General features: G+C 38.2%; 23 protein-coding genes. 14 read left to right on the forward strand and 9 right to left on the reverse strand.

What is annotated here, in order from left to right:
* Positions 1-15 precede the first annotated feature (15 nt).
* From lgb_RS03270 to lgb_RS03315, 10 genes are all read left to right on the forward strand, one after another.
* Positions 16-384 (forward strand): hypothetical protein, encoded by a 369-nt coding sequence (locus lgb_RS03270; RefSeq protein ID WP_227671654.1) that lies wholly within the window; start codon positions 16-18, stop codon positions 382-384.
* 54 nt (positions 385-438) lie between these two features.
* Positions 439-831, forward strand: coding sequence for a hypothetical protein (locus lgb_RS03275; RefSeq protein WP_019291631.1), 393 nt, complete (start codon positions 439-441; stop codon positions 829-831).
* Between the two features lie 60 nt (positions 832-891).
* A complete protein-coding gene (locus tag lgb_RS03280) occupies positions 892-1,575 on the forward strand; it encodes a TIM44-like domain-containing protein (RefSeq protein WP_019293713.1) in 684 nt (227 codons plus the stop codon).
* A gap of 961 nt (positions 1,576-2,536) precedes the next feature.
* Positions 2,537-3,115, forward strand: a complete 579-nt coding sequence (locus lgb_RS03285) for a 5-bromo-4-chloroindolyl phosphate hydrolysis family protein (protein ID WP_019293712.1) — start codon at positions 2,537-2,539, stop codon at positions 3,113-3,115.
* A gap of 9 nt (positions 3,116-3,124) precedes the next feature.
* Complete coding sequence (locus tag lgb_RS03290; protein WP_019293711.1) at positions 3,125-4,297, forward strand: toxic anion resistance protein; 1,173 nt, start codon at positions 3,125-3,127, stop codon at positions 4,295-4,297.
* Positions 4,298-4,392: 95 nt separating this feature from the next.
* Complete coding sequence (gene nagA, locus lgb_RS03295; RefSeq protein ID WP_019293710.1) at positions 4,393-5,544, forward strand: N-acetylglucosamine-6-phosphate deacetylase; 1,152 nt, start codon at positions 4,393-4,395, stop codon at positions 5,542-5,544.
* A 244-nt stretch (positions 5,545-5,788) separates the two neighbouring features.
* Positions 5,789-6,817: a 6-phosphofructokinase gene (gene pfkA, locus lgb_RS03300; RefSeq protein ID WP_004258348.1), complete on the forward strand. Its 1,029-nt coding sequence runs from the start codon at positions 5,789-5,791 to the stop codon at positions 6,815-6,817.
* Between the two features lie 109 nt (positions 6,818-6,926).
* Positions 6,927-8,435: a pyruvate kinase gene (pyk, locus tag lgb_RS03305; protein WP_014025066.1), complete on the forward strand. Its 1,509-nt coding sequence runs from the start codon at positions 6,927-6,929 to the stop codon at positions 8,433-8,435.
* A 226-nt stretch (positions 8,436-8,661) separates the two neighbouring features.
* The gene (locus tag lgb_RS03310) at positions 8,662-9,639 is read left to right on the forward strand and encodes an L-lactate dehydrogenase (RefSeq protein ID WP_019293709.1); all 978 of its coding nucleotides are present in this window, start codon (positions 8,662-8,664) and stop codon (positions 9,637-9,639) included.
* A gap of 104 nt (positions 9,640-9,743) precedes the next feature.
* Positions 9,744-10,790 (forward strand): Rgg family transcriptional regulator, encoded by a 1,047-nt coding sequence (locus tag lgb_RS03315; RefSeq protein WP_019293708.1) that lies wholly within the window; start codon positions 9,744-9,746, stop codon positions 10,788-10,790.
* Between the two features lie 409 nt (positions 10,791-11,199).
* On the opposite strand, the gene lgb_RS03320 is transcribed toward lgb_RS03315, so the two are convergent.
* The 4 genes from lgb_RS03320 to lgb_RS03335 form a co-directional block, all read right to left on the reverse strand.
* Complete coding sequence (locus lgb_RS03320; protein ID WP_019293707.1) at positions 11,200-12,153, reverse strand: ABC transporter permease; 954 nt, start codon at positions 12,151-12,153, stop codon at positions 11,200-11,202.
* On the reverse strand, positions 12,153-13,223 hold the full coding sequence (locus tag lgb_RS03325) for an ABC transporter permease (protein WP_019292477.1): 1,071 nt from the start codon (positions 13,221-13,223) through the stop codon (positions 12,153-12,155). Before lgb_RS03325 ends, lgb_RS03320 begins: the two co-directional genes overlap by 1 nt.
* On the reverse strand, positions 13,207-14,736 hold the full coding sequence (locus tag lgb_RS03330) for an ABC transporter ATP-binding protein (protein WP_004258328.1): 1,530 nt from the start codon (positions 14,734-14,736) through the stop codon (positions 13,207-13,209). Before lgb_RS03330 ends, lgb_RS03325 begins: the two co-directional genes overlap by 17 nt.
* A gap of 282 nt (positions 14,737-15,018) precedes the next feature.
* Complete coding sequence (locus lgb_RS03335) at positions 15,019-16,644, reverse strand: Rqc2 family fibronectin-binding protein (protein WP_019293706.1); 1,626 nt, start codon at positions 16,642-16,644, stop codon at positions 15,019-15,021.
* Positions 16,645-16,747: 103 nt separating this feature from the next.
* Here lgb_RS03335 and queG point away from each other — a divergent pair, with 103 nt between their 5' ends.
* From queG to ftsX, 4 genes are all read left to right on the forward strand, one after another.
* On the forward strand, positions 16,748-17,803 hold the full coding sequence (gene queG, locus lgb_RS03340; RefSeq protein ID WP_019293705.1) for a tRNA epoxyqueuosine(34) reductase QueG: 1,056 nt from the start codon (positions 16,748-16,750) through the stop codon (positions 17,801-17,803).
* A 51-nt stretch (positions 17,804-17,854) separates the two neighbouring features.
* Complete coding sequence (gene prfB, locus lgb_RS03345; protein WP_029343296.1) at positions 17,855-18,952, forward strand: peptide chain release factor 2; 1,098 nt, start codon at positions 17,855-17,857, stop codon at positions 18,950-18,952.
* A gap of 209 nt (positions 18,953-19,161) precedes the next feature.
* Positions 19,162-19,854 carry a cell division ATP-binding protein FtsE gene (gene ftsE / locus lgb_RS03350; RefSeq protein ID WP_017369093.1) on the forward strand — a complete coding sequence of 231 codons (693 nt, stop codon included), beginning with the start codon at positions 19,162-19,164 and terminating at the stop codon, positions 19,852-19,854.
* Positions 19,847-20,782: a permease-like cell division protein FtsX gene (gene ftsX / locus lgb_RS03355; RefSeq protein WP_019293704.1), complete on the forward strand. Its 936-nt coding sequence runs from the start codon at positions 19,847-19,849 to the stop codon at positions 20,780-20,782. The genes ftsE and ftsX overlap by 8 nt, the downstream gene beginning before the upstream one ends.
* Before the next feature lie 99 nt (positions 20,783-20,881).
* On the opposite strand, the gene nrdF is transcribed toward ftsX, so the two are convergent.
* From nrdF to plsY, 5 genes are all read right to left on the reverse strand, one after another.
* A complete protein-coding gene (gene nrdF, locus lgb_RS03360; protein ID WP_017369812.1) occupies positions 20,882-21,868 on the reverse strand; it encodes a class 1b ribonucleoside-diphosphate reductase subunit beta in 987 nt (328 codons plus the stop codon).
* Between the two features lie 14 nt (positions 21,869-21,882).
* The gene (nrdE, locus tag lgb_RS03365) at positions 21,883-24,051 is read right to left on the reverse strand and encodes a class 1b ribonucleoside-diphosphate reductase subunit alpha (RefSeq protein ID WP_019293703.1); all 2,169 of its coding nucleotides are present in this window, start codon (positions 24,049-24,051) and stop codon (positions 21,883-21,885) included.
* Positions 24,052-24,104: 53 nt separating this feature from the next.
* On the reverse strand, positions 24,105-24,524 hold the full coding sequence (gene nrdI, locus lgb_RS03370; RefSeq protein ID WP_019292484.1) for a class Ib ribonucleoside-diphosphate reductase assembly flavoprotein NrdI: 420 nt from the start codon (positions 24,522-24,524) through the stop codon (positions 24,105-24,107).
* Complete coding sequence (nrdH, locus tag lgb_RS03375; RefSeq protein WP_019292485.1) at positions 24,521-24,739, reverse strand: glutaredoxin-like protein NrdH; 219 nt, start codon at positions 24,737-24,739, stop codon at positions 24,521-24,523. Before nrdH ends, nrdI begins: the two co-directional genes overlap by 4 nt.
* A gap of 108 nt (positions 24,740-24,847) precedes the next feature.
* Positions 24,848-25,486: a glycerol-3-phosphate 1-O-acyltransferase PlsY gene (gene plsY, locus lgb_RS03380; RefSeq protein WP_019293702.1), complete on the reverse strand. Its 639-nt coding sequence runs from the start codon at positions 25,484-25,486 to the stop codon at positions 24,848-24,850.
* Positions 25,487-25,522: the final 36 nt, after the last annotated feature.

Below are 25,522 nucleotides of genomic sequence, written 5' to 3' on the forward strand. Positions count from 1 at the left end.
AAGGAGGAAGAGAAAATGGAAAATAAAAAAATGAGTTTAATAAATGCAGTAATGAGTGCCTTTTTAGGCAGTGTCCTCATTGTGTTGTCTCTTTTTGGCTTCCAACTTTTCTGGAATACTAATCCATACTTTAATGGGATTCAAGGACACGTACCAGAGAACTGGAATCCTCAATTATTATTAGGTATGTTTGGTGTAACAGTAATTATTAGTATTATTTTGATTATTATGGGGGTTGTGGACCGTAAATCTTCAACAGAAAAAGATACTAGGCGTGCAGGTTTTTATTTTATCTTGGGCGGAATATTTGGATTGTTTCCATTTTTAGGCTTTGTTGGAGGAATCTTGACTTGGATTGGCAGTGGAATGAGTGTCAAGGATTAATAATAGTATTAACAATTACTTATGAAATAGAAGTTGTGGAAGGAATGAATTAAAATGAAAAAAGCACAACCTTTTGAAGCTTACTTTAATGATAATGACTTAAGTGAAGAAAAACTTGCAAGAATGCGACTTACACGACAGTTGGTTCATACTATCTATCCTGATGTGCAAGAACGTGTTTCTTATGCAATGCCAGGTTTTTACCCTAAACAAGCCAAGAAAGCCACACAACAACTATTTTTACTAATGGCTAATAAGGGCTGGTTAGGTATTTATGGAACACAAGGTATGAAAGAAAGCGATTTTTCTGATTTTGCTGATTATGGTCTTGAATTTGGAAAAGGGTCACTCAAGATCCCTTATGATATGCCAGAGCTGGAGTATAAAAAATTGCTTCAACTCATAATGAGTTACAATGCTAAGAGAAATGGATTTGATATCTCTTAGCTATAAAGGTTCTATATATGTATCGTATGACTTTACTGATTGAGCTTCTAGAATAAAAATATGATAAAAAAACAAAAAATATTTATTGCTCTTCTAATAATGAGTTTCTTCATCATCTTTGCTCCCCATGTTCTGGCATTAGCTGGGGGCTTCCATGGAGGTGGAACTACGGGTGGTGGAGGTTTCCATGGAGGGACTGGAGGCATTCACACTAGTAATAACTCACCATCAAGTGTAGAAGGTGGTATATCAAATAAAGTAAAGCTTATGCTTTCTCTTGTAGGTCTTGGTATTATCATAGCTATTAGTGCAGTTATTAAACCTAAGGGAATATATACTGAGGGAGTTCATATTGATGATATGGAACTTTCTAATGCCATAAAGAAACAGTTCTTATCTATTCAAGATGCTTGGAATACACAGGATATATCAAGAGTATCGAAGTTATATAGTGAAAAACTTTATACCAAGCATACTAAAACTTTGTTAAACTACTTAGATAAGCGAAAAATAAATCACACAGAAAATATTGAAATCGAAGGACTCAGTCGCCTATACTGGAAAAAATCTAACACTTTCGAGATAGATATATCTTTTAAGGCTGTTGATTACGTAATAGATAAGGATACTCAACAAATACTAAAAGGTCTTCCCAATTATCAACAAAAATTTAAACAAAGATGGACATTTGTTACTGATAAAGAAGGAATGAAGGTTGATAAGATTAAGGAATTTAGGATTTAAAACTATTATTTTCGAGATGTCTACTTGATGTTTACATTTTTATCATGCACCTCTTGATTAAAGTAGTGTTCTAAAAAATATGAGTGCTGTACATCACTTTTACACATTGAAATGTTTCTACGAGTGAAAAAGGATAGTTACATTTATTGATGTTATAATTAGAAGTATTAACTCCTTTTCTAGGGAGGTAATTCTACGTAATAGCAAATCCTAAAAATCCTTATAAAATAAAAAACGAACATCTCTAGGTGTTCAGAGTTATTAAAAAAGATTGGAAAAAAATCATGAAATTTATTATTTATAGTTGTGAAATAGTAGCAATAATTTTATTGTACTTATTTGCGCCATTAAGTCTTTTGCTTAAAATTATAGGTTTTGTAATAATTATTTGCATTTCACAGTACGCCCTTTCAATGTTAAAAGAGAATGAGACGAACGATACTCTTTCTTAAAATTTACGCTGAATTTTCAGTTTTTTCACTATAGTGTGATGAACTCTCAAAATAAAAGGAACACTAATTCATGACTAAAAAATATATTAACCTATTGATCACGTTACTTTCACTTATTGCTATTGGAATCAATTTTATATTTTATAACAGCAATCCTTATGTATCCCTCGTAATTGCTGTTGTTTTACTATTCAATCTTTACTTTTCACTGCCTAAAAGAACACAGAAACCAAGCCAGACCACAAATAAAGAAGTATAAAAGAGATATGTTTGAGAAAAAGGAATGAAAAAACTTTTTTCTCTTTTTTTTTCTTACGAAAAATTATATCTGCAGTCTTCAAAAATCGAGCTTATAATCTTACGATAAGCACTCTTATCTCAAATTAGAAATCATACGAAAGTCTGAAAAGTTTCCTTCAGAATATGATAAAATTAAAGTATAGCCAGTTGGCTGATGAAATAAGTAAAGAAAGCTTGTTATAACAGGAAAACAAGAATGGAGGCTAAAAATGCATATGACAGGAATGATGATGGGTGGAATGCATGGATTCATACGAACAATTCTAATTCTACTAGTGGCACTTTGGCTGATTAGCTTAATGAGAAACAAATCGAATAAAAAGAATAAAACAGCAAAAAAACCACCGCGTAAAGAAAATATACAACGCTATCAAGAAGCAGGACTTTCTGAGAGTGACATCGAAATTTTTCGTGATACTTTAGCAGATGCTAAAGAAAACATTGAAAAATGGGAAGTAAATACGAAGAAAAATGACGAGCTACAAGTTGTGGAATCTGTCACAGGTGGCCTTGAAGCAAGTAAACTCCTCTTCAAACATATCGTGCAAAACCCAACACAATTGACAAAACAGAATGATTTTCTCTATAAAGATTTGCCCAATATGGTAAAATTAACAGAGAAATATCTGGAAATGCAAAAACAATCTGTTAAGTCTGATGAAGTTAGTCGTGATATGGATGAAACACTGCTTCTGATTAAGACACTGGCAACAAATATCTCGAAAAATTATCATGAAGTTTTGATGGATGATGTCAATGTTATTAAGCATGAAGTAAAGTTTGATTAAGGAGTGAGAATGGAAAACCCTATTTTAGATGAATTAATTAATGGTGATAAAGTCGTGAAAGAAGCAGAAGCGCTGTCTGAAACCCAAAAGACAGAAATTGTTGATATGCACCAAAGAGCTTCTTTACGCGCGATAGATGCTCTAAGTCCAGAAGAGCGTGAAAAAGCGAAGGAACTGGCTAAACAACTCGATGAGAATAGCTCACAGTCTGTGATTGCTTATGGGGCAAATGCGCAAGATAAGATTTCAGCTTTTTCACAAAGTGTTTTGGATAAAGTACAGGCGCAAGATTTAGGAGATGTCGGCGGCTCTTTGACTGATTTGATGTACAATCTCCAACAAGCAAATCCTAATGAACTTGTTGCTGAAAACAAAAGTGTTTTCCAAAAAATGTTTGGAAAAGTTAAAAAATCAATCTTTGAAGTCACTCAAAAGTACCAAAAAATTGGTGCTGGAATTGATAAAATTTCGGCAAAACTTAATAATGAGCAACAAGGGCTTCTTCAAGACAATGAGATGCTTGATAAGCTTTATGATGAAAATCTCAACTATTTTAAAGCCCTTAATGTTTACATTGCAGGAGCAGAATTTAAGATTGAAGAGCTAGAACAAGAAATCCTACCAGCAGCACGTCAAGAAGCTCAAGGTGCTGGTGATGATGGGGCTTTAGCAGTTCAAAAGGTAAGCGATCTTGAAGCTTATAAAAATCGTTTAGATAAACGGGCGCACGACTTGCGTTTGGCGCGTCAATTAACGATTCAGCAAGCTCCACAGATCCGTTTGATTCAAAATACAAACCAAGAGCTTGCAGAAAAAATTCAAACCTCAATCAATACAGCGATTCCTTTGTGGAAAAACCAAGTCGCAATTGCCTTGACTCTATTGAAGCAAAAAGATGCTCTAGCGAGTCAACGTATTGTTTCAGAAACAACCAATGATCTTCTACGTAAGAATTCTGAAATGCTTAAATCTTCAACGATTGAAGCAGCTGAAGAAAATGAACGTGGACTTATTGATGTGGAAACATTAAAAGTTACACAACAAAATCTTATCGATACAATTCAAGAAACTATGCGCATCCAATCTGACGGACGTCAAAAACGTCAGCAAACTGAGCAAGAATTGGTCAAAATGGAAGATGAAATTAAGCAAAAATTGCTCGAACTTTCTAATAAAAAATAAGCAAAAAGTCAAGTATTGATATATACCAATTCTTGACTTTTTTAGTACCGAGTGTTAAAATGTTGGAGAATACAAAGTATCGGAGGAACCCTTTTATGACTTACTATATTAAAGCAGACAAATTTTTCTATCCTTATGAAGTGAAAACAGGTGGTTTCCTGCAAATCACAGACGGCAAATTTGGAAAGTGGACAGCAGATGCTCCAGCTGGAGCTGATATTCTAGATTATTCAGGTCAATCCATTGCTCCTGGTCTGGTAGACACACACATTCACGGTTTTGGTGGAGCAGACACTAATGACCGTAAAATCGAAGGTATCGTCCAAACAATGAGTGAAGGACTTTTAGCAGCAGGTGTTACAAGTTTCTTCCCAACAGCTGTGACTGCAAGTCATGAAGAATTGTTGGAAGTCGCTGATGAAATTGGTTCAAATGTAGATAAAGCAGCTGGTGCTAAAATCCGTGGTCTCTTCTTTGAAGGTCCTTACTTTACGGAAGAATTTAAAGGTGCTCAAAATCCTAAATACATGCGCGACCCTTCATATAGCGAACTTGCTGAATATGGTGAAGCAGCCAAAGGTTTACCTATCAAAATTGGTATTGCACCAGAACGTGAAGGTTCAACTGCTTTTGTGAAAGAAGCGGTAGAACATGGCTTTACAATCGCCCTTGGACACTCAAATGCAACTTATGCAGATGCAGTTGCAGCAGTTCAAGCTGGAGCTACAATGTGGGTACATGCTTTTAATGGAATGCGTGGTCTTAATCACCGTGAGCCTGGTATGGTTGGAGCGGTCTTCAACTTACCAAACACTTATGCAGAATTGATTTGTGATGGCTTCCACGTACGTCCAGAAGCATGTCAGATTTTGATGCGCGAAAAAGGTACAGACCATGTCGTATTAATTACAGACTCAATGCGAGCTGCTGGATTAAGCGATGGTGAGTATTACCTTGGCGAGTTCCCAGTAATTGTTAAAGATGGTGCCGCACGTTTGAAAGAAGGGGGCAACCTTGCTGGGTCAATTCTTTTGCTCAAAGATGCAGTGAAAAACGTTGTAGATTGGCAAATTGCAACACCAGCTGAAGCTGTAAAAATGGCTTCTTTGAATGCTGCTAAATCTACGAAGATTGATGATGTTTGCGGCCAAATTAAAGAAGGCTTAGATGCAGACTTTATCGTTCTGGATGAACACCTTGAGCTTGTTGCAACTTATCTTGATGGTGAAAAACGTTATCAAGCCTAAAAAAATAGTTCCGTAAAGGAACTATTTTTATAACTTTAAAATACAAAAAGAGTTTTAGACAGTAATAATCTTTTTGTAATCTGAAAACCATTACATTTGAAAAACTATAAATAAAAACGCTGTCATAGCGTTTTTATGAGATTTTTTTTTCGTATCGTGATATAATAAACAATGAAATAAAAATTGAACTTTAAATTTGCAATTGCAAATATAAGTATCAGATATGATGGAGGAAAAAACTTTAATGAAACGCATTGCAGTTTTGACTTCTGGTGGTGATGCACCAGGTATGAACGCAGCTATTCGTGCTGTTGTTCGTAAAGCGATTTCTGAAGGTATCGAAGTTTACGGTATCAACCACGGATATGCAGGGATGGTAGCGGGCGATATTTTCCCACTAACATCTGCAAGTGTTGGTGATAAAGTTGGACGTGGCGGTACATTCTTGTATTCAGCACGTTTCCCAGAGTTTGCTCAACTTGAAGGGCAACTTGCGGGTATCGAGCAACTTAAAAAACATGGCATCGAAGGTGTTGTTGTTATTGGTGGTGATGGTTCTTATCATGGTGCAATGCGCTTGACTGAACATGGTTTCCCAGCAGTAGGACTTCCAGGTACTATTGATAATGACATCGTTGGTACAGATTTTACAATCGGTTTTGATACAGCTGTATCCACAGTTGTGGATGCCATTGATAAAATTCGTGATACATCATCATCTCACCACCGTACTTTCGTTGTAGAAGTTATGGGACGTAATGCTGGAGATATCGCGCTTTGGTCTGGTATCGCTGCAGGTGCTGATGATATTGCAATTCCTGAAAAAGAATTCAAATTTGAAAGTATCGTACGTAATATCAAATCAGGATATGCCAAAGGTAAAAACCACCACATCATCGTAGTTGCTGAAGGCGTTATGTCGGGTGAAGAATTTGCTATGAAGCTGAAAGCTGCTGGTGATGATTCTGACCTTCGCGTATCTGTTCTCGGTCACATCCAACGTGGTGGATCACCTACAGCGCGCGATCGCGTTCTTGCATCACGCATGGGTGCTCGTGCAGTAGAATTGCTTCGTGATGGTATTGGCGGTGTAGCTGTCGGTGTTCGTAACGAACAACTTGTCGAAAGCCCAATCCTTGGTACTGCAGAAGAAAATGCCCTTTTCAGTCTGACAGATGAAGGTAAAATCGTTGTCAACAATCCACACAAAGCTGGATTGGAACTCTATCGTTTAAACGCTGATTTAAACAACCTTGACATCAAATTTAATTAAGTTATTGTTAGTAATCTTATTTGGTTGATGTCAGAGTGAAGTTAAAACACTGAATGCTCACATTGACTAAATAATGAGTACATTTATAAAAATAGGAGAATTACTCAAAATGAACAAACGTGTAAAAATCGTCTCAACACTTGGCCCTGCAGTAGAAACTCGTGGTGGTAAAAAATTCGGAGAAAAAGGATACTGGGGAGAAGAGCTTGATGTTGAAACATCAGCACAAACCATTGCTGATTTGATCAAAGAAGGTGCTGACGTTTTCCGTTTTAACTTCTCTCACGGTGACCACGCTGAACAAGCTGCTCGTATGGCAACAGTACTTCGTGCTGAAGAAATTGCTGGCCGTAAAGTTGGTTTCTTGCTTGACACTAAAGGTCCAGAAATGCGTACAGAAGTGTACGAAGATGGTGCAGACGAATACAAATATGTTACTGGTGACCAATTCCGCGTTTCTACAAAACAAGGTTTGAAATCGACTCGTGATAACATTGCCTTGAACGTTGCTGGTGGTCTTGACATCTTTGATGATGTTGAAGTTGGTCAAACTATCCTTATCGATGATGGTAAATTGGGTCTTACAGTAGCTGCTAAAGACGTTGAAGCACGCGAATTCGATGTTGTAGCACAAAATGACGGTGCTATTGGTAAACAAAAAGGTGTTAATATTCCTAACACTACAATTCCTTTCCCAGCTCTTGCAGAACGTGATAACGACGATATCCGTTTCGGTCTTTCACAACCAAATGGTTTGAACTTCATCGCAATCTCATTCGTACGTACTGCGAAAGACGTTAACGAAGTTCGTGCTATCCTTGAAGAAACTGGTAACACACACGTTCAACTTTTGGCTAAAATCGAAAACCAACAAGGTATTGATAACCTTGATGAAATCATCGATACAGCTGACGGTATCATGATTGCTCGTGGTGACATGGGTATTGAAGTACCATTTGAAATGGTTCCAGTCTTCCAAAAAGAAATCATCCGTAAAGTTAACCAAGCAGGTAAAATCGTTGTTACAGCAACAAACATGCTTGAGTCTATGACTGAAAAACCACGTGCAACACGTTCTGAAATCTCTGACGTCTTTAATGCTGTTATCGATGGTACTGATGCAACTATGCTTTCAGGTGAGTCAGCTAACGGTAAATACCCACGTGAATCAGTTCGTACAATGGCTACAGTTAACAAAAACGCTCAAACATTGTTGAAAGAATACGGACGTCTTCACCCAGAAAACTTCGATAAAGATTCAGTAACAGAAGTTGTAGCATCAGCAGTTAAAAACGCTGCAGAATCAATGGAAGTTAAACTTATCGTTGCTTTGACTGAGTCAGGAGCAACTGCTCGTTTGATTTCAAAATACCGTCCAGAAGCTGATATCTTGGCAATCACTTTTGATGAAAAAGTTGAACGCGGATTGATGATCAACTGGGGTGTTATCCCAATGCTTATGGACAAACCAGCTTCAACAGACGATATGTTCGAAGTAGCTGAAAAAGCAGCCTTGGCTTCAGGTCTTGTTGAATCAGGTGATAACATCGTTATCGTTGCTGGTGTTCCAGTTGGTTCAGGACGTACAAACACAATGCGTATCCGTACTATCAAATAATAAAAATTTTTCAAGAGCAGTTTTTGCTCAAAAAAAAAGCATCCAATGTGGTGCTTTTTTTGATTGATTTTCTTTATGGAAAGCTCACGAAATATAAACGTATCACGCTTTAAATGTAAGCGTTATAATGTGATATAAATCACTTTCCAATGTGACAAGAATGTGAAAAAATGCTATAATAATATAGTAAACATTATTATTGCATTCAGGAAAGGAATGAACAATTATGACTAAACAACATAAAAAAGTTATCCTCGTTGGTGATGGTGCCGTAGGTTCAAGCTATGCTTTCTCACTTGTAAACCAAGGAATCGCCCAAGAATTGGGTATCGTAGATATTTTCAAAGAAAAAACACAAGGTGATGCAGAAGACCTTTCACACGCTCTTGCGTTCACATCTCCTAAGAAAATCTATTCAGCAGACTACTCTGATGCACATGATGCTGATTTGGTTGTGTTGACTTCAGGTGCGCCACAAAAACCAGGTGAAACTCGTTTGGATCTTGTTGAGAAAAACTTGCGTATCACTAAACAAGTTGTTACTGAAATTGTAGCATCAGGTTTCGATGGTATCTTCCTTGTTGCTGCTAATCCTGTTGATATTTTGACATATGCAACTTGGAAATTCTCTGGTTTCCCTAAAGAACGTGTTATCGGTTCTGGTACTTCACTTGACTCAGCACGTTTCCGTCAAGCATTGGCTGAAAAACTTGATATTGACGCGCGTTCAGTTCACGCTTATATCATGGGTGAACACGGTGACTCTGAGTTTGCTGTATGGTCACACGCTAACGTTGCAGGTGTTAACCTTGAGGAATTCCTCAAAGATAGCCGTGGCGTAAAAGAAGAAGAATTGGTTGAACTTTTCGAATCAGTTCGTGACGCTGCTTACTCTATCATTGAGAAAAAAGGTGCGACATTCTATGGTATCGCTGTAGCTCTTGCACGTATCACAAAAGCTATCCTTGACAACGAAAATGCTGTATTGCCACTTTCAACTTTCCAAGAAGGTCAATACGAAGGCGTAGAAGGACTTTACATTGGTCAACCAGCTATCGTTGGTGACAAAGGTATCGTTCGTCCAGTCAACATTCCATTGAACGATGCTGAATTGCAAAAAATGCAAGCTTCAGCTAAACAACTTAAAACTATTCTTGACGAAGCTTTCTCAAAAGAAGAGTTTGCTTCAGCATCTAAAAACTAAGTATAAAAAAATACCTAAATTTAGGTATTTTTTTTTTTGAGCTTTTTTCAATTTTTTTTCGTACTAAATAATAAGAATAAAAAAGTTGAGGAAAAAGATATGATATGGCTAAAAAAGTACACTATGGCAAAGTTTTTCAAAAGATAAGGAAGAGAAGAAAGTTATCTCTGAAGGATTTCGAGGGGATCGTTCCGCGTAGGAGTCTGTCTCGTTATGAAAGAGGGGAGACTGTGTTCCCGATAGTTAAACTGCAGGCATTATTGGAAAGTATTGACTTAAATATTATTGATTTTTATCATATTGCCCACAAAGAGAAGATATATGGCAGATACGGAAAAATATTTACAAAAATTAGAAAACAAAACGGCTTTTCACGAGAAGACTTTACGCATCTTTCTATTTCTGCGGCACAACTGAAACTTTTTGAATCGGGGCTAATTATGTTTGAGTTTGATAAACTGTACGCCATACTTATGGAGATGAACATAAGCCTTGAAGATTATTGTTCTCTCCTCGATAAAGGGAGTGAAAGCCCTATAGAGTTTTTTTGGAAGCAGGTAGATCTTGCTTATTACAGAGGTGATACGCCGAAACTGAAAAGTTTGTATGAGGGCCTTGCTGAGTGTAATGAACACTTTTTTCTATCACTTTGCCTCAAAGGAATGGTGGACAACATTTCTGACCAAGAGAGAATAGCAATTAAAAAATATTTTATTACAAGAGAATACTGGACTACTCGAGAACTTTTTATTTTTCAATACAGTGCTAAGTTTCTAAGTTCAGATCACTTAAAGTTAGTTTGCGAAAATTTGCTATATTCTAAAACACTTTTTAAGGAAAAAAATACTTATCCTAGACGTTTAGTCTTGGCGGGTCTTGAAATAACGCTCTTAAGACTAACGGAAAATAGTCTTCTTGAAGCAGAATATTTCTTGGCATTTGCCAGAGAGTTTGTTCAAGAAACAGATGATCTTGCAAAAATGGCTTACCTTTTTGTCGAAAGCTTATTTAAATACAAACAAACTGGAAAAGGACAGTACAAAACAACAATGAAGTCTATTTGTAAAGCTTCCTATATGTATGATGGACTAATGAAAAACTGGTATCATAAAAATTATGAAAGCTATATAAGGGGGGACATATCTAACTAAAGTTATCTTATCAAAGACATGAGGTGCTTATATTTACAGAAATTTCTACAGCTTGAGTGTTACTTACTATCAAAGATAAATTAATAAGAGTGTCCTCCTCGAAAATGTAAAAGTTGATTATAGTGGAAAGAGTAGCATATTTTGGATTAATGTTCCAAGGTATAATGTCGTCGATTAGACAAGAGGTATTTGATGTAGACTGTATAATTCTAATAGGATGGAGGTATGTAAGAAGTGATTTTTGTCAGTATAGTTTTAATAGCACTCATAGTTTTAATTATCGTACTTGTTTATTTTCTTAAAAAGCTTATTATGAAAATAAACAAGTAATTATCAACATATTGTAATAAATGATTTCGTATGCTCTTAAAATATAAAAAGCATCTCAAATTGAAATGCTTTTTTTATTTTATTTCGTTTTGATATAGTTAACACCGTCAGCTTTAGGGGCAACAGCTTTTCCAAGAAAGGCCGCAAGAACGATGATTGTTACTACGTATGGTGCCATTTGGAGGAAGGCAGAAGGAATTTCTTTGATAACGGGAATTTGGCCGCCTACGACTGCCAGTGAGGTAGAAAGTCCAAAGAGGAGGGAAGCAAGCATCGCTCCAACAGGATTCCATTTACCAAAGATCATAGCAGCCAATGAGATGAAACCTTGCCCTGCGATTGTAGCCACAGAGAAGTTACCCGAGATAGATTGGGCATAAATTGCACCACCAATACCACCAAGGATACCGGAGATGATAACTCCAGCATAACGCATAAGGTAAACATTGATACCGAGAGTATCTGCTGCTTGAGGGTTTTCACCTACTGAGCGGAGACGAAGTCCGAATTTCGTTTTAAAGAGAAGATACCAAGAGAGGAAGGCAACGAGAATCGCAAGAAAACCTGGTAGTGAAGTCTGTGAGAAGAAGATTTGTCCAATCACAGGAATTTTTGAGAGAACAGGGAAATTCCAGTAACCAATTTGGTTAGTAATATTTACCTGTCCAGCATTGTAAAACGTTTGAATTAAGAATACGCCAAGCGCAGGAGCCATTAAGTTAAGAACTGTACCTGAGACGATATGGTCAGCGCGGAAGTTAATGGTTGCTACCGCATGAATCAGGGAGAAGATACCACCAATAAATGCTCCAAAGAGGATGGAGAGCCAAGGTGTCATTCCACCAAATGTTTCTGTGAAAGTAAGGTTAAAGACGACAGAACTGAAAGCCCCCATTGTCATAATACCTTCTAAACCAACGTTGACGATACCACCACGTTCAGAGAATACTCCACCGATACTTGTAAAAATTAGAGGTGTTGAGTAAATAAGCATATTTGCAACAATAATTTGCAATGTATCTACGATATTCATTATGCTTTTTCTCCTTTCTTCTTAATATTTGGGAGAACTTTTTCGATAATATATTTTACGGCAATAAAGAAGATGATTGTAGCTGTGACAATCTGTACAATTTGCGGCGGAATATTATCGATATTACTCATATTTCCTGAACCTGTTTGAAGCATTGAGAACAAGAAGGCAGCAAACAGGATACCGACAGGATTTGTTTCACCTAAGAGAGCAACAGCCATACCGTTGAAACCAATGTCTAGTGTTGCGGACTGTGTGACGAAGTTTTGCATGTATCCAAAACCGTAAACTACACCGCCAAGACCTGAGAGAGCTCCGGCAACTAGCATTGACATGATGATTGTACGTTTGGCTGAAATCCCTGCATACTCAGAAGCATCTGGATTTAAACCGACAGACTTAATTTCAAAACCAAGTGTAGTCTTAGAAAGGACAATAGCCATAATGACAAGAACGATTAAAGCAATAAAAAGGCCAATATTCAAGGTTGAATTATTTGTCAAATCTGACAACCAACCTGTACGGAAGGAAGCATTTGCACTAATCAATTTTGTTTGGTCAGTTGAGTTAGGCATCATTATTTTTGAACTAAAGACATCATGAATCAAGAAGGTTGACATAAAGAGGATGACATAGTTAAGCATGATGGTAGTGATGACTTCCGAAGTACCTAAGAAAGCACGTAAGATACCAGGAATTGCACCCATAAGAGCTCCAAAGAGCATACCGATAATGATTACTAATGGAATCATAATTGGTTTAGGGATGTCAGGGAAACTGAGGGCAAACCACATTGACATAATCCAACCTGCAAGAGCCTGACCTGACATACCGATATTAAAGAGACCGGCCTTCATACCAACAGAGAAACCTAAGGCACAAAGAATCAAAGGTCCCATAGTTTGAAGTGTCTCACCAATGGCACGTGGTGTACCAAAGGCACCGATAATTAAATCTTCGTAACCATATATAGGATTAAAACCGAAGATGAGCATAATGATTGCACCAATTAAGAAACCAGAAAGTACGGCGATAATAGGTACAAGGATTTTTTTAGTTTTGCTGTTCATTGATATTACCTCCGACCATGAGAATTCCAAGTTCTTGTTTGCTTGTCGTTTCAGGACTGACAATTCCTTGAATTTGTCCATCGTGAATAACAGCAATACGGTCCGAAACATTCAGAATTTCATCTAATTCAAAAGATACAACGAGCACAGCTTTTCCTTCATCACGTGCTTGAATCAAACGCTTGTGGATATATTCAATGGCACCGACATCAAGCCCACGTGTTGGTTGAGCAACAATAAGCAAGTCAGGATTACGATCGACCTCACGCGCAATAACAGCTTTTTGTTGGTTCCCGCCTGAAAGTGATTTGAAAGGAATTTGTTCACCAGCACCGCGGACGTCGAACTCTTCCATAAGTTCGCGGGCTTTAGCATTGATTTTATTGTAATCCAAGAAACCGTACTTACTTAATGGTGCTTTGTAATAAGTTTGAAGCGCAATATTTTCAGCAACAGTCATCTCGAGTACTGCACCATCACGGTGACGGTCTTCTGGGACATGACCTACAGAATCTTCAATGATTTTACGAGGTTTGTGAGTGGTGATGTCTTTACCTTTGAGTTTAACAGAACCAGAATCAATCTTCATCAAACCAGTAATGGCTTTAATCAATTCTGTTTGACCATTGCCATCAATACCAGCAAGACCGACAATCTCACCAGCACGGACATCTAAAGAAAGTCCTTTTACAGCGAAGGAACCACGTTTTTCTTTAACAGAAATATTATCAATACAGAGAACAACGTCCTGCGGTTGAGCAGCTTCTTTTTCCGTTTTGAAAGATACAGAACGCCCCACCATCATTTCAGCGAGTTCTTTATTTGATTTATCTCCCAGTTCGACTGTTTCAATAGAAACACCGCGGCGAATAACAGTAATACGATCAGCTACCGCACGGATTTCATCAAGCTTGTGGGTAATAAGAATGATGGACTTGCCTTCTTTAACCAAGTTGCGCATGATTTCCATGAGCTCAGTGATTTCAGAGGGAGTCAGCACAGCTGTAGGTTCGTCAAAAATTAAGATATCTGCTCCACGATAGAGTGTCTTCAAAATTTCGACACGTTGCTGCTGTCCAACAGAGATATCGCGAACAAGTGCATCGGGTTCGACAGAAAGTCCATAACGTTTTGACAATTCCACGATTTTATTTCGAGCTGTTTTAAGGTCAAGGCTTAAGCCTTTCGTCACTTCACTTCCGAGCATGATATTTTCAGTAACAGTAAAGGCATCAATCAGCATGAAATGCTGGTGAACCATACCGATACCAAGCTGAGAAGCTTTTGTTGGAGAGTCTATTTGCTCGAGTTTGCCGTTAACATGAATCTCGCCTTCTGTAGGTTCCAGAAGACCAGAGAGCATGTTCATCAGAGTTGATTTACCGGCACCATTTTCACCGAGCAAGGCGTGAATTTCACCTTTTTTCAGCTCCAAGTTGATCTTGTCGTTTGCGACAAAGTCACCAAACTTTTTGGTAACGTTGATCATTTGGATAACATTTTCGTTGGCCATGGCGGCTCCTTCTAAAAAAATTTATGACATAATGCCTAAAGTTAAAAAAGAAAGACTTACTGGAAAGCCCTAATATAGCTACACTTTAGACAAAATAATTACATTTTATTATAACAAATATCGGGGCTTTTATAAAGAACTTTCTATACCTAAAAATGAAGCGTTTTCACAGATTGTTAAAGTTTTCAGTGTTTTAAAGGGTTTTTGACAATTTTTACATAGAAAATTTAACGGGACTTTGATAAACTAAAAAGTTCACAAAAATTATATGTGAACTTTTTTTTATTTTATTTTTGCATTTTTGATGATGGTCTCATCAGGCGTAACACGAATAGTTTTTTGACCAGTATAAGTCACAAATCCTGGAGGAGTTCCTGTTGGCTTATGAAGTTTCTTCACATCAATCATATCAACCTGTACTAAGTTAGAATAACGGGCCTTAGAAAAATAAGCTGCGAGTTCTCCGGCGAAAGTTATCGTTTCATCTGAAGGATTTGCATTCCCAGTAATTAAGACATGGGAACCAGGAATATCCTTCACATGGAACCAGAGGTCACCTTTACGACTGAGTTTAAAACTGACTTGCTCATTTTGAAGGTTATTTTTACCGACAAGAATAATCGTTCCATCTTCAGCTTGATACTTTTCTGGAGGCAGCATTTTTTGTTTTTTATTATTCCGATATTTTGCCTTAACAAATCCTGTTTGGATGAGTTCTTCACGGATATCGGCAATTTCAACGACGTCAGCATGCGTAAGATTAGCTTCAACAGATTCCAAGTAAGAAATTGTCTGTTTAGTGTTTGCGATTTGATCGCCAAGAAACTTCACAGCCTGTTTTAATTTTTGGTAGCGGTGGAAGTAGCGTTGGGCGTTCTGTGAAGGACTAAGTGCAAGATTTAGGCTAATCGTGATTGGCTCATTGGTATAATAATTATCTAAGGTCACTTCAGGCTTATCGTTTGGAACTTGATGAAGGAAGGTTGTAAGCAGCTCTCCTTTTTGGCGGAAAATCTCAGCATTCTCTGTAGCACGTAACTCCGCTTCCTGTTTTTTGATCTTGTCACGATTTTTCTTAAGCTCATTTTGAACTTTTTTGATCACTTCACTAGCAACCTGCTTTACACGATCACGTTCGGCTTTGTCTGCATAATAAACATCTAACATTTCAGATAAGCTGGGAAATTCTTGATAGTCTTCCCCGAGTTGAAGAGCAGAAAATTTATCGTTAGGATAGATAGAAGGAAGAACTTTGTGCAGTCTTTCCTTGAATTCCGGAAGTGTCAAGTTCTCTAAAGCTTGGAGGCTATCACGCCCGATACCTTGAAAGGTTGACTGTAATGTATGTGTCTGCAGTGCCTCAAAAATCTTTTCGTCAGAAGCTGTAAAAGGATCGACCTTATCGCTTGCTGGTGGGGCAATATAAGTCGAACCGGGAAGAAGTGTCCGATATTGATTTTGCGAAAATCCGACATGTTTAATGGTTTCAATAATTTTATTGCTGCTTTTATCCATAAGGATAATATTGCTATGTTTCCCCATGATTTCAGCAACCAGTGCAATCTTCATAGCATCACCAATTTCATCTTTGGTTGAGATATGGAAAATCAATTGGCGGTCATTGCCTACTTGCTCAATATCTTCAATAAAAGCGCCAGACAGGTACTTGCGTAAAATCATGACAAAATTATTAGGATTTTGAGGATTTTGGAAGTCTGTCTTAGTGATTTGGATTCTGCCGAAAGTTGGATGAGCAGATAATAATAATTTATGTGATGTTCTTCCTGAACGAACCGTTAAAAGAAGTTCTTGTTCAAAAGGCTGATTGATTTTTTGAATTCGTCCTCCTTTAAGGATTTCAGAAATTTCAGCTGTCATATGATGTAAAAAAATACCGTCGAAAGCCATGTTTTACCCCGTGTTTCTTAATAATCTAATGCTTATTTTAACATAATTATGAAGGCTGTTGGTAAAAATTATGTTAAGATGTCTATAAAGAAAGGTTTAACAGATGAAAAGTTTAAAAGAAGAGATCCAAAAGCTTGCGGCAGACCTCAATATTCAAAAAATTGGATTTACAAAAGCAGATGATTTTGAATACCTTCGTGCCTCTTTGATTGAACAGAAAGAAGCGGGACACACGTCTGGTTTTGAACATAAAAATCTCGATGAGCGTTTACAACCAAAGTTGTCTCTCGAAGATGCAAAAACAATCATATCCATCGGTATAGCCTATCCTAATAAGGCAGAAGAAAAGCCCGAAAAAACAGAATTCCGCCGAGGTTCCTTCTCCCGGGGAAGTTGGGGCGAAGATTATCACCACGTGCTTCGACGAAAGTTAAAAGAACTTGCGGAAGGAATAGAAAAAATAGCGGGAAGCTTTAACTATACAGCCATGGTGGATACAGGGGCACTTGTGGATGTCGCTGTAGCTGCGCGGGCAGGCTTGGGATTTGTGGGGAAAAACGGTTTACTCGTCAGCAAGGAGTACGGTTCTTGGATGTTTTTGGGCGAACTGGTAACCAATTTAGAGATTGAGGAAGATCAGCCTGTCGATTATGGCTGTGGCTCTTGTACACGCTGTGTCGATTTCTGTCCGACGAAGGCACTTTTAGGAGATGGACGCTTAAATGCGCAGCGTTGCTTATCTTATCAAACACAAACACGGGGGCCGATGCCAGAAGAATACCGTGAAAAAATTAAAACGGTAATTTATGGTTGTGATATTTGCCAAGTGGTTTGTCCCTATAATAAGGGAATAAACAGTCATTTCCACCCGGAAATGGAGCCCGATCCAGACTTGACAAACCCAGAGCTGCTCCCACTTTTGGATTTATCTAATAAAGAGTTTGCGAATAAATTTGGCAATATGGCAGGCAGCTGGCGAGGGAAGAATCCTATCCAACGCAATGCGATCTATGCCTTAGGAAATGCAAATGATCGGACAGCTCTACCCAAATTGCATGAGATTGCGGAAAATGATGTTAGGGATTATATGGTAGATGCTGCCGAATGGGCGATTGAAAAACTCGAAAACAAGCATCGTATGCGACCACGAAAAAGATAGGAGCCTTAGCGCTGCTGTCTTTTTTTGGACAAATATGCTAAAATAGAGCCTATGGAACTATCTGAAATTAGAAATAAACTAGAGACATATGGTCAGAAAGTCGAAGATTTTCGTGGCTCACTTGACTTAGATCGCTTAGAAGAAGAAATCGCTTTGCTTGATAATGATATGGCTGAGCCTGATTTTTGGAATGATAATGAAGCTGCGCAAAAAGTCATTGATGAATCAAATGCGCTTAAGGCAAAGTATGAAAACTTCATGTCAATTGCAACACTTCATGAGGACAGCGAAGTCTTGTTAGAGATGCTGCAGGAAGAAGACGATGAAGATATGCAAGTCGAGCTTGAAGAGAACGTTGAGAAGTTAGGTAAAAAGATTGAAACTTACGAGTTGGAAATCATGCTCAACCAACCTTATGACCACATGAATGCCATCTTGGAAATTCACCCAGGATCTGGGGGAACCGAGTCACAAGACTGGGGCAGCATGCTCATGCGTATGTATGAACGCTGGGGCGCTGCACACGGCTTCAAGGTAGAAGTTTTGGATTATCAAGACGGAGATGTTGCAGGTCTAAAATCAGCGACATTAAAATTTGAGGGCCGAAATGCCTATGGCTTCTTACGCGGCGAAAAGGGAGTACACCGATTGGTGCGTATCTCGCCTTTTGACTCACAAAACCGTCGTCATACTTCATTTACTTCGGTAGATGTCATGCCAGAACTTGATGATACAGTTGAAGTTGATGTTCGCGATGCAGATATTAAGATGGATACTTTCCGCTCAGGTGGTGCAGGTGGACAAAATGTCAATAAAGTCTCAACAGGTGTACGTTTGACACACGTTCCTACTGGAATTGTAGTGGCTTCTACAATGGACCGTACACAATACGGTAACCGAGACAAGGCAATGGCCATGCTGAAATCAAAACTTTATCAATTAGAGATGGATAAAAAACAAGCCGAAGTCGATGAACTTCGTGGTGATCAGTCAGACATCTCTTGGGGAAGCCAAATTCGTTCTTATGTCTTTATGCCTTATCAGTTGGTCAAAGACACAAGAACAGAGTATGAGACAGGGCAAATTGATAAAGTAATGGACGGAGATCTTGATGGCTTTATCCATGCTTACCTACGTTGGAAAATGTAAGTTAGTAATTCAAGCGAAATTCATTTGTAACTTTAAAGAAAAACTGTAAAATAATTTATACCTAAAAATCTTTTTATCTGGTATAATGAGAAGAACTTTGTTTTTTTGGAGCAGAAAAAATAGTTTCAAAAAAGGAACTCCCTTCCCTCTTTATAGAGAGGAAAGGGGAAGAAAAAAGTTGCAAAACAATTCAATGGAGACTAGGGATAATGAGTATTATTAAATTAAATAATGTATCAAAAAAATACTCTAACGGTACAACAGCCTTACGTAACATCTCTCTTGACATCGAGGCAGGAGAATTTGTTTATATTGTTGGACCGTCTGGAGCTGGTAAGTCGACCTTTATTAAGTTGCTCTACCATGAACTAAAAATTGACAAGGGGACAGGCGTCGTTGCAAAGTTTGACTTGATGAAACTTAAACGTCGTGATGTGCCTTTGTTACGTCGTTCTGTAGGGGTTGTCTTCCAAGACTACAAACTCTTGCCGAAGAAGACTGTATATGAGAATATCGCTTATGCAATGGAAGTTGTCGGAAAACGTCCACGCGAAATCAAAAAACGTGTCAATGAAGTTTTGGATCTTGTAGGCCTAAAACATAAATTGCGTTCTTTCCCTGATGAACTTTCAGGTGGTGAACAACAACGTGTAGCAATTGCACGTTCAATCGCTAATGCGCCTAAACTCTTGATTGCTGACGAACCTACAGGAAACTTGGACCCAGAAAATTCATGGGAAATTATGAATTTGCTCGAAAAAATTAACTTGCAAGGAACAACTGTTCTCATGGCAACTCACAATAGCCAAATCGTAAACACATTACGTCACCGCGTTGTTGCTATTGAAAATGGACGTATCGTTCGAGACCAGGCGGAAGGAGATTACGGTTACGATGATTAGAAATTTATTTAAACATTTATTGGAATCACTGAAAAATCTCCGTCGTAACGGATGGATGACTGTAGCAGCAGTTTCCTCTGTAATGATTACTTTGACTTTAGTCGGTCTTTTTCTCTCAGTTATTTTAAATACGGCGAAATTGTCCAGTGATATCGAAAAAAATGTACGTATTGTTGCTTATATGGATTTGAATATTCATGATATGGATAAGAAAATTGAAGATCCAAAAAATCCTAAGAAAGAAATCAACAATCCAAACTATCGTAAAATTTATTCAGAAATTGAAAAAATCCCTGATGTTGCTTCAATCAAGTTCTCAAGTAAAGATGAACAACTTAAGCAATTGACAGAGACATTGGGCAGCACTTGGGCTCTTTTCCAAGGTGATGCTAACCCGCTCTACGATGCTTATATCGTTGAAGCAGATAATCCACAAGATGTCGAAAAAGTTGCCAGTGCTATTAAGAAGATTAATGGTATCCAATCTGCAAACTATGGTGGTGCCAATACAGAACGTATCCTTGCTTTAGGGAATAACGTGAAGATCTGGGGTGGTGCAGCAGCAGCTCTGCTTATCTTAGTTGCCGTCTTCCTCATCTCAAACACAATCCGTATCACGATCATGTCACGTCAACGTGAGATTCAGATTATGCGATTGGTGGGAGCACGTAATGGTTATATTCGTTGGCCATTCTTCTTGGAAGGTGCTTGGGTTGGACTCTTGGGAGCTATTGTCCCAAGTGTATTGATAGCTTGGCTTTATAACCTTGCTTTCACAAGCTTCACACCAAGCTTGAAACCGCAAAGTCTATATCTGCTTCCCGCAGACACCTTTGTGCCAATGATGGTGGGTTTACTCTTCCTTATTGGTATCTTGATCGGTTCACTCGGAGCAGTAACTTCAATGCGTCGTTTCTTGAAAGTTTAAAAATGAAAAATGCGTACCAAATGGTATGCATTTTTTTGCAGTGTGGGTAAGCTATCAGTAATAAAAAAGACTAGGAAACAATTCCTAATCTTTTTTATTTTATTTCATACCAATCATATAGTCGTCATCTGACATAGCTTCAACTTCACCGAGCAGATAAGAGTTACCAACTTGACTAAAGAAGTCATGGTTTGATGAAGAAGTAGAGATACCGTTCATTACAACAGAGTTGACATCCGCTGCTGTATCGGGGAAGAGGGGATCTTGACCTAAGTTCATGAGTGCCTTGTTGGCGTTGTAACGAAGGAATTTCAAGACTTCATCTGTCCAGCCGATTTCATCGTAAAGTAAGTGTGTATAAGCTTCTTCGTTCTCATAAAGTTCGTAGAGCAAGTTGTACATCCAATCACGGAGTTCACTTTGTTCTTCTTCAGATAATTCGTTGAAACCAAGTTGGAACTTGTAACCGATATAAGTGCCGTGGACACTTTCATCACGAATAATAAGTTTGATGATTTCAGCAGAGTTGATCATTTTGTTGTTGCCGAGATACCAGAGTGGTGTGAAGAAACCAGAGTAGAAGAGGCAAGTTTCAAGGAAGACACTTGCGATTTTCTTCTGAAGGGCTGTACCATTTTGATAGATATCGTTGATGATTTCTGCCTTCTTTTGCATGTAAACATTTGTATCGACCCAATCAAAGAGCTCTTCAATCTCTGATTTTGTATTTAAGGTACTAAAGATTGTAGAGTAAGATTTGGCGTGGACCGACTCCATAAACTGGATATTGTTGAAGCATGCGATTTCTTGAGGAGTACGTGCATCATGTTTGAGCACCTCTGCACCGTCTACAGATTGCAAAGTATCCAAGAGAGTCAAACCAGCAAAAGCTTTCGCGAAAGTATCACGTTCAACTTGGGGCAATTTGCGCCAATCGTCAAGGTCATTTGAAACAGGGACACGTGTGTCCAACCAAAACTGGCTGGTCAGTTTTTCCCAAGTATATTTATCAATAGAATCTTCAATTGCATTCCAGTTAATGGCTGCATAGTAAGTAGGGACTTTTTGGTTATTTTGTTCAGACATAGTATTTCCTTTTTTTAAACAACACAGCTTTCACATTGGTTTGAGCCAACTTCCTCTTCATCGTCAGTAAAGGTACGGACGTAATAGATAGTTTTGATACCTTTATTGTAAGCATAGTTACGTAGGATACTCAAATCACGTGTTGTCATTTTATTATTTGCAATTTTCCACTCATAAAGGCCTTCAGGTAGGGTTGAACGCATGAAGAGGGTCATAGACAAACCTTGATCGACATGTTCTGTTGCAGCAGCGTATACGTCAATGACAGCACGCATGTCTGTATCGTAAGCAGATTTGTAATAAGGAATGGTATCTGTTGAAAGACCAGCGGCAGGATAGTAAATCTTACCGACTTTCTTTTCTTGGCGTTCTTCGATACGGTTAACGATCGGGTGAATCGAAGAAGAACAGTCGTTGATATAAGAAATTGATCCATTAGGTGCAACGGCCATACGGTAAGAGTTATAAAGTCCACCTTGCATAACTTTTTCTTTTAAGGCAGCCCATTCAGCTGGACCAGGTACAGCAATACCAGCGAAAAGTTCTTGGATTTCGTTTGGAACAGCAGCGAAATAGTCATGGTTAAGGTATTTGTCGAAGTAAGAGCCATCAGCATAAGCAGATTTATCAAAGTCTTTGAAGGTTGCTTGGCGTTCAACTGCAAGTGTATTTGATGCAACTAAAGTATAGTAGTTCAAGAGCATAAAGTAAACACTTGTAAAGTCAACAGCGGCTTTGCTGTCGTAATGGATATGGTTTTTAGCGAGGAAAGAATGAAGCCCCATAGCACCAAGTCCAATGGCACGCATTTCGTTATTTCCTTTACGTACAGTTGGTACAGAGTCAAGATTTGAAGTTTCAGAGATGAAAGTCAAGGCACGAACCATTGATTCAATTGAGCTTCCAAAGTCTGCGCCTGAAGTCATCATGTTCATGACATTTGTTGAACCCAAGTTACATGCAACGTCAGTTCCTAATGTTGAATATGTTTGATCATCATTAAGTACAGAAGGTGTTTGAACTTGAAGGATTTCAGAACAAAGATTACTCATAGAGATAACACCATCGACAGGGTTAGCTTTGTTTACTGTATCGATGTTCACGATGTAAGGATAGCCAGATTCTTGTTGGAGTTTAGAAAGTTCTTGTTCCAACTCACGCGCGCTGATTTTGATTTTACGGATATTATCGTTTGCGAGCATATTGTCGTATTCTGCTGTAATATCAACATGGGCAAAAGGCATACCATATTCTTTTTCAACAAAGTAAGGCTCAAAGAGGTACATATCTTCGCCCTTAGCTGCAAGTTCGTAGAATTTATCAGGAACAGTTACACCGAGTGACAAAGTTTTCACACGGATTTTCTCATCAGCATTTTCTTTTTTTGTTGAGAGGAATTCCATAATATCAGGGTGGAAAATGGAAAGATAAACCACACCAGCCCCTTGACGTTGTCCAAGTTGGTTGGCATAAGAAAAGCTATCTTCGAAAAGTTTCATCACGGGAACAACGCCCGCTGCAACGCCATCGTAACCTTTGATTGGTGCACCAGCACCACGTAAATTGGTCAAGTTAAGACCAACACCGCCTCCATTTTTTGAAAGTTGGAGGGCAGAGTTAATGGTACGACCAATCGAATTCATATCGTCTGTCAACTGTAAAAGGAAACAGCTGACAAATTCGCCGCGGCGTTTACGTCCAGCATTGAGGAAAGTTGGAGTTGCAGGTTGGTAACGGCGATTAACCATAGCAAAGGCTAAATTACGTGCAAGTTTTGTATCACCATCAGCCATGTAGAGCGCGTTCATCAAGACGCGATCTTCAAAGTTTTCAAGGTAGAGTGTACCTTCGTTGTTTTTCATGGCGTATTGATTGTAGAACTTGTAAGCAGCCATAAAGCTATCAAACTTAAAGCCAAAGTCCAACAATTCTTGATGAAGTTGTTCAATGAAACTCATTTCATACTTACGGATGAAGTCTTCTTCTAGGTAATCACCTTCTAGAAGGGCTTCAATTTTTTCGGCATAAGTATCTTTAGTGAAAGTGTTAGGCTCAACATTTTCCTTGAAGAAGGCAGTGATCGCTTCTTTGTCTTTTGCTAAAGGAATAGAGCCGTTAACGGGGATATTGATTTGATTGTTAAGTGTAAAGTACGTAACATCTTCAAGATTTTTAAGTGACATATATTTCTCCGGGGCTTTGCGCCCGCATGCTAATTTTTTATTTTTAGTGAAATTTATGATTTGAGACTGATGTTTGCTCCAGACTCTAATCGAGCTGCAATGTCTTCGACAGCAGCTACATCGCTCGGTGTACCATTAAATTCGAAATCGTAAACAATAGGAATTTGGAACTGAGCGGATAATTCTTTTGCGGTAAATATATATAAAGAAGCAAAATTTCGATTTCCTGTACCGACAATGCCTTTACAGTATTGCGCGTTATTGGCATAGGACATAAACTCAAAGACTGGGTCCATAATGTCCATGCTTTTTTCAGCTCCAGGAGTTTCATCCGCATAACTTGGGACGATAATCAGGAAATCTTCATTTGCTTCAAATTCGGGATCGTTAGGCAGAATTTCTTCATGCTCTAAATTGGTTTTATTGACAAAACGACGTGTTTGGCCAGTTATACTGAAATAGATTAATTTCATGCCAATTTTGCCAATTCGCTTGGGTTAAAACCAGAGAATGAAACGTCGTCTTTGACAACGACAGGTGCAGCACGATATCCCATATCAAGCACTGTTTGTACAAATTCTGGTTTTTCGTCAATGTTAATTTCTTCAAAGTCCACAGTGTGTTCTGTGAGCCATTTTTTTACCATTTTACATTGCATGCAGTTGTTTTTTGAGTATACAGTGACCATAATTATTCTCCAATTTTTTCTTTAATTTTATTCTTTTATTTTAGTATAAAAAAAATACCTAGTCAAGTTATCGATACTAGATATTGTGGTCTATAATTATGTAAAATACTATATATTGTGTTGTTTGCTGAGGTTTAAGCCGAATGGTACCAAAGATTCTTCTTTATTTTTTATTCTCTTAATGTTACTCTTGTGTCGAACGATGATAATAGAAGCCAAGGCTAAAATTATTACCGAAAACAAGGGATCGTAATCGGGTAAAATAAAGTGGAAATAAGGAAAAACAAGAACGCCAATCAGTGCAGCAATGGCTCCTAAAATAGAAGACAGGCTAATCATGCTGAAAAGGTAAAGCACGAGGAAGAAAACTACGGCCAGATAAAGGAGGAAAACGGGGTTAAATCCAAGAACAACACCAGCTGAAGTCGCAACAGCCTTTCCACCTTTAAATTTGTCAAAGACGGAAATGGTGTGACCAACGACCGCTAACAATCCAAAAATAAGTGGCGAAACACCATGAACATGGAAAATGAGAGGCAGAAGTGTGGCCAATGTACCTTTGAGAAGGTCAAAGATGAAAACAATGATGCCAGCTTTTTTTCCAAGAATACGGAAAGTATTCGTTGTACCAGTATTTCCAGAACCATACGCGTGCAGATCTTTTTTAAAGAAAATCTTTCCAATCCAAAGTCCTGCAGGAATCGCTCCAATAAGGTAGGCAGCGATGCATAAAATTATTATAGTCATATCATCTTTCTTTTACGTTTGTAATAGCTCTATAAT

The organism is Lactococcus petauri (assembly GCF_023499275.1).
Lineage (GTDB): Bacteria > Bacillota > Bacilli > Lactobacillales > Streptococcaceae > Lactococcus > Lactococcus petauri.

Bases quoted from the DNA above. Each gene is read 5' to 3' on its own strand.
- nagA (WP_019293710.1), top strand. From the start codon at position 4,393: ATGACTTACTATATTAAAGCAGACAAATTTTTCTATCCTTATGAAGTG.
- queG (WP_019293705.1), top strand. From the start codon at position 16,748: ATGAAAAGTTTAAAAGAAGAGATCCAAAAGCTTGCGGCAGACCTCAAT.
- prfB (WP_029343296.1), top strand. From the start codon at position 17,855: ATGGAACTATCTGAAATTAGAAATAAACTAGAGACATATGGTCAGAAA.
- plsY (WP_019293702.1), bottom strand. From the start codon at position 25,486: ATGACTATAATAATTTTATGCATCGCTGCCTACCTTATTGGAGCGATT.
- pyk (WP_014025066.1), top strand. From the start codon at position 6,927: ATGAACAAACGTGTAAAAATCGTCTCAACACTTGGCCCTGCAGTAGAA.
- ftsE (WP_017369093.1), top strand. From the start codon at position 19,162: ATGAGTATTATTAAATTAAATAATGTATCAAAAAAATACTCTAACGGT.
- nrdE (WP_019293703.1), bottom strand. From the start codon at position 24,051: ATGTCACTTAAAAATCTTGAAGATGTTACGTACTTTACACTTAACAAT.
- lgb_RS03290 (WP_019293711.1), top strand. From the start codon at position 3,125: ATGGAAAACCCTATTTTAGATGAATTAATTAATGGTGATAAAGTCGTG.
- pfkA (WP_004258348.1), top strand. From the start codon at position 5,789: ATGAAACGCATTGCAGTTTTGACTTCTGGTGGTGATGCACCAGGTATG.
- lgb_RS03325 (WP_019292477.1), bottom strand. From the start codon at position 13,223: ATGAACAGCAAAACTAAAAAAATCCTTGTACCTATTATCGCCGTACTT.
- ftsX (WP_019293704.1), top strand. From the start codon at position 19,847: ATGATTAGAAATTTATTTAAACATTTATTGGAATCACTGAAAAATCTC.
- nrdI (WP_019292484.1), bottom strand. From the start codon at position 24,524: ATGAAATTAATCTATTTCAGTATAACTGGCCAAACACGTCGTTTTGTC.
- lgb_RS03335 (WP_019293706.1), bottom strand. From the start codon at position 16,644: ATGGCTTTCGACGGTATTTTTTTACATCATATGACAGCTGAAATTTCT.
- lgb_RS03310 (WP_019293709.1), top strand. From the start codon at position 8,662: ATGACTAAACAACATAAAAAAGTTATCCTCGTTGGTGATGGTGCCGTA.
- lgb_RS03330 (WP_004258328.1), bottom strand. From the start codon at position 14,736: ATGGCCAACGAAAATGTTATCCAAATGATCAACGTTACCAAAAAGTTT.
- lgb_RS03270 (WP_227671654.1), top strand. From the start codon at position 16: ATGGAAAATAAAAAAATGAGTTTAATAAATGCAGTAATGAGTGCCTTT.
- lgb_RS03285 (WP_019293712.1), top strand. From the start codon at position 2,537: ATGCATATGACAGGAATGATGATGGGTGGAATGCATGGATTCATACGA.
- lgb_RS03320 (WP_019293707.1), bottom strand. From the start codon at position 12,153: ATGAATATCGTAGATACATTGCAAATTATTGTTGCAAATATGCTTATT.
- lgb_RS03275 (WP_019291631.1), top strand. From the start codon at position 439: ATGAAAAAAGCACAACCTTTTGAAGCTTACTTTAATGATAATGACTTA.
- lgb_RS03280 (WP_019293713.1), top strand. From the start codon at position 892: ATGATAAAAAAACAAAAAATATTTATTGCTCTTCTAATAATGAGTTTC.
- lgb_RS03315 (WP_019293708.1), top strand. From the start codon at position 9,744: ATGGCTAAAAAAGTACACTATGGCAAAGTTTTTCAAAAGATAAGGAAG.
- nrdF (WP_017369812.1), bottom strand. From the start codon at position 21,868: ATGTCTGAACAAAATAACCAAAAAGTCCCTACTTACTATGCAGCCATT.
- nrdH (WP_019292485.1), bottom strand. From the start codon at position 24,739: ATGGTCACTGTATACTCAAAAAACAACTGCATGCAATGTAAAATGGTA.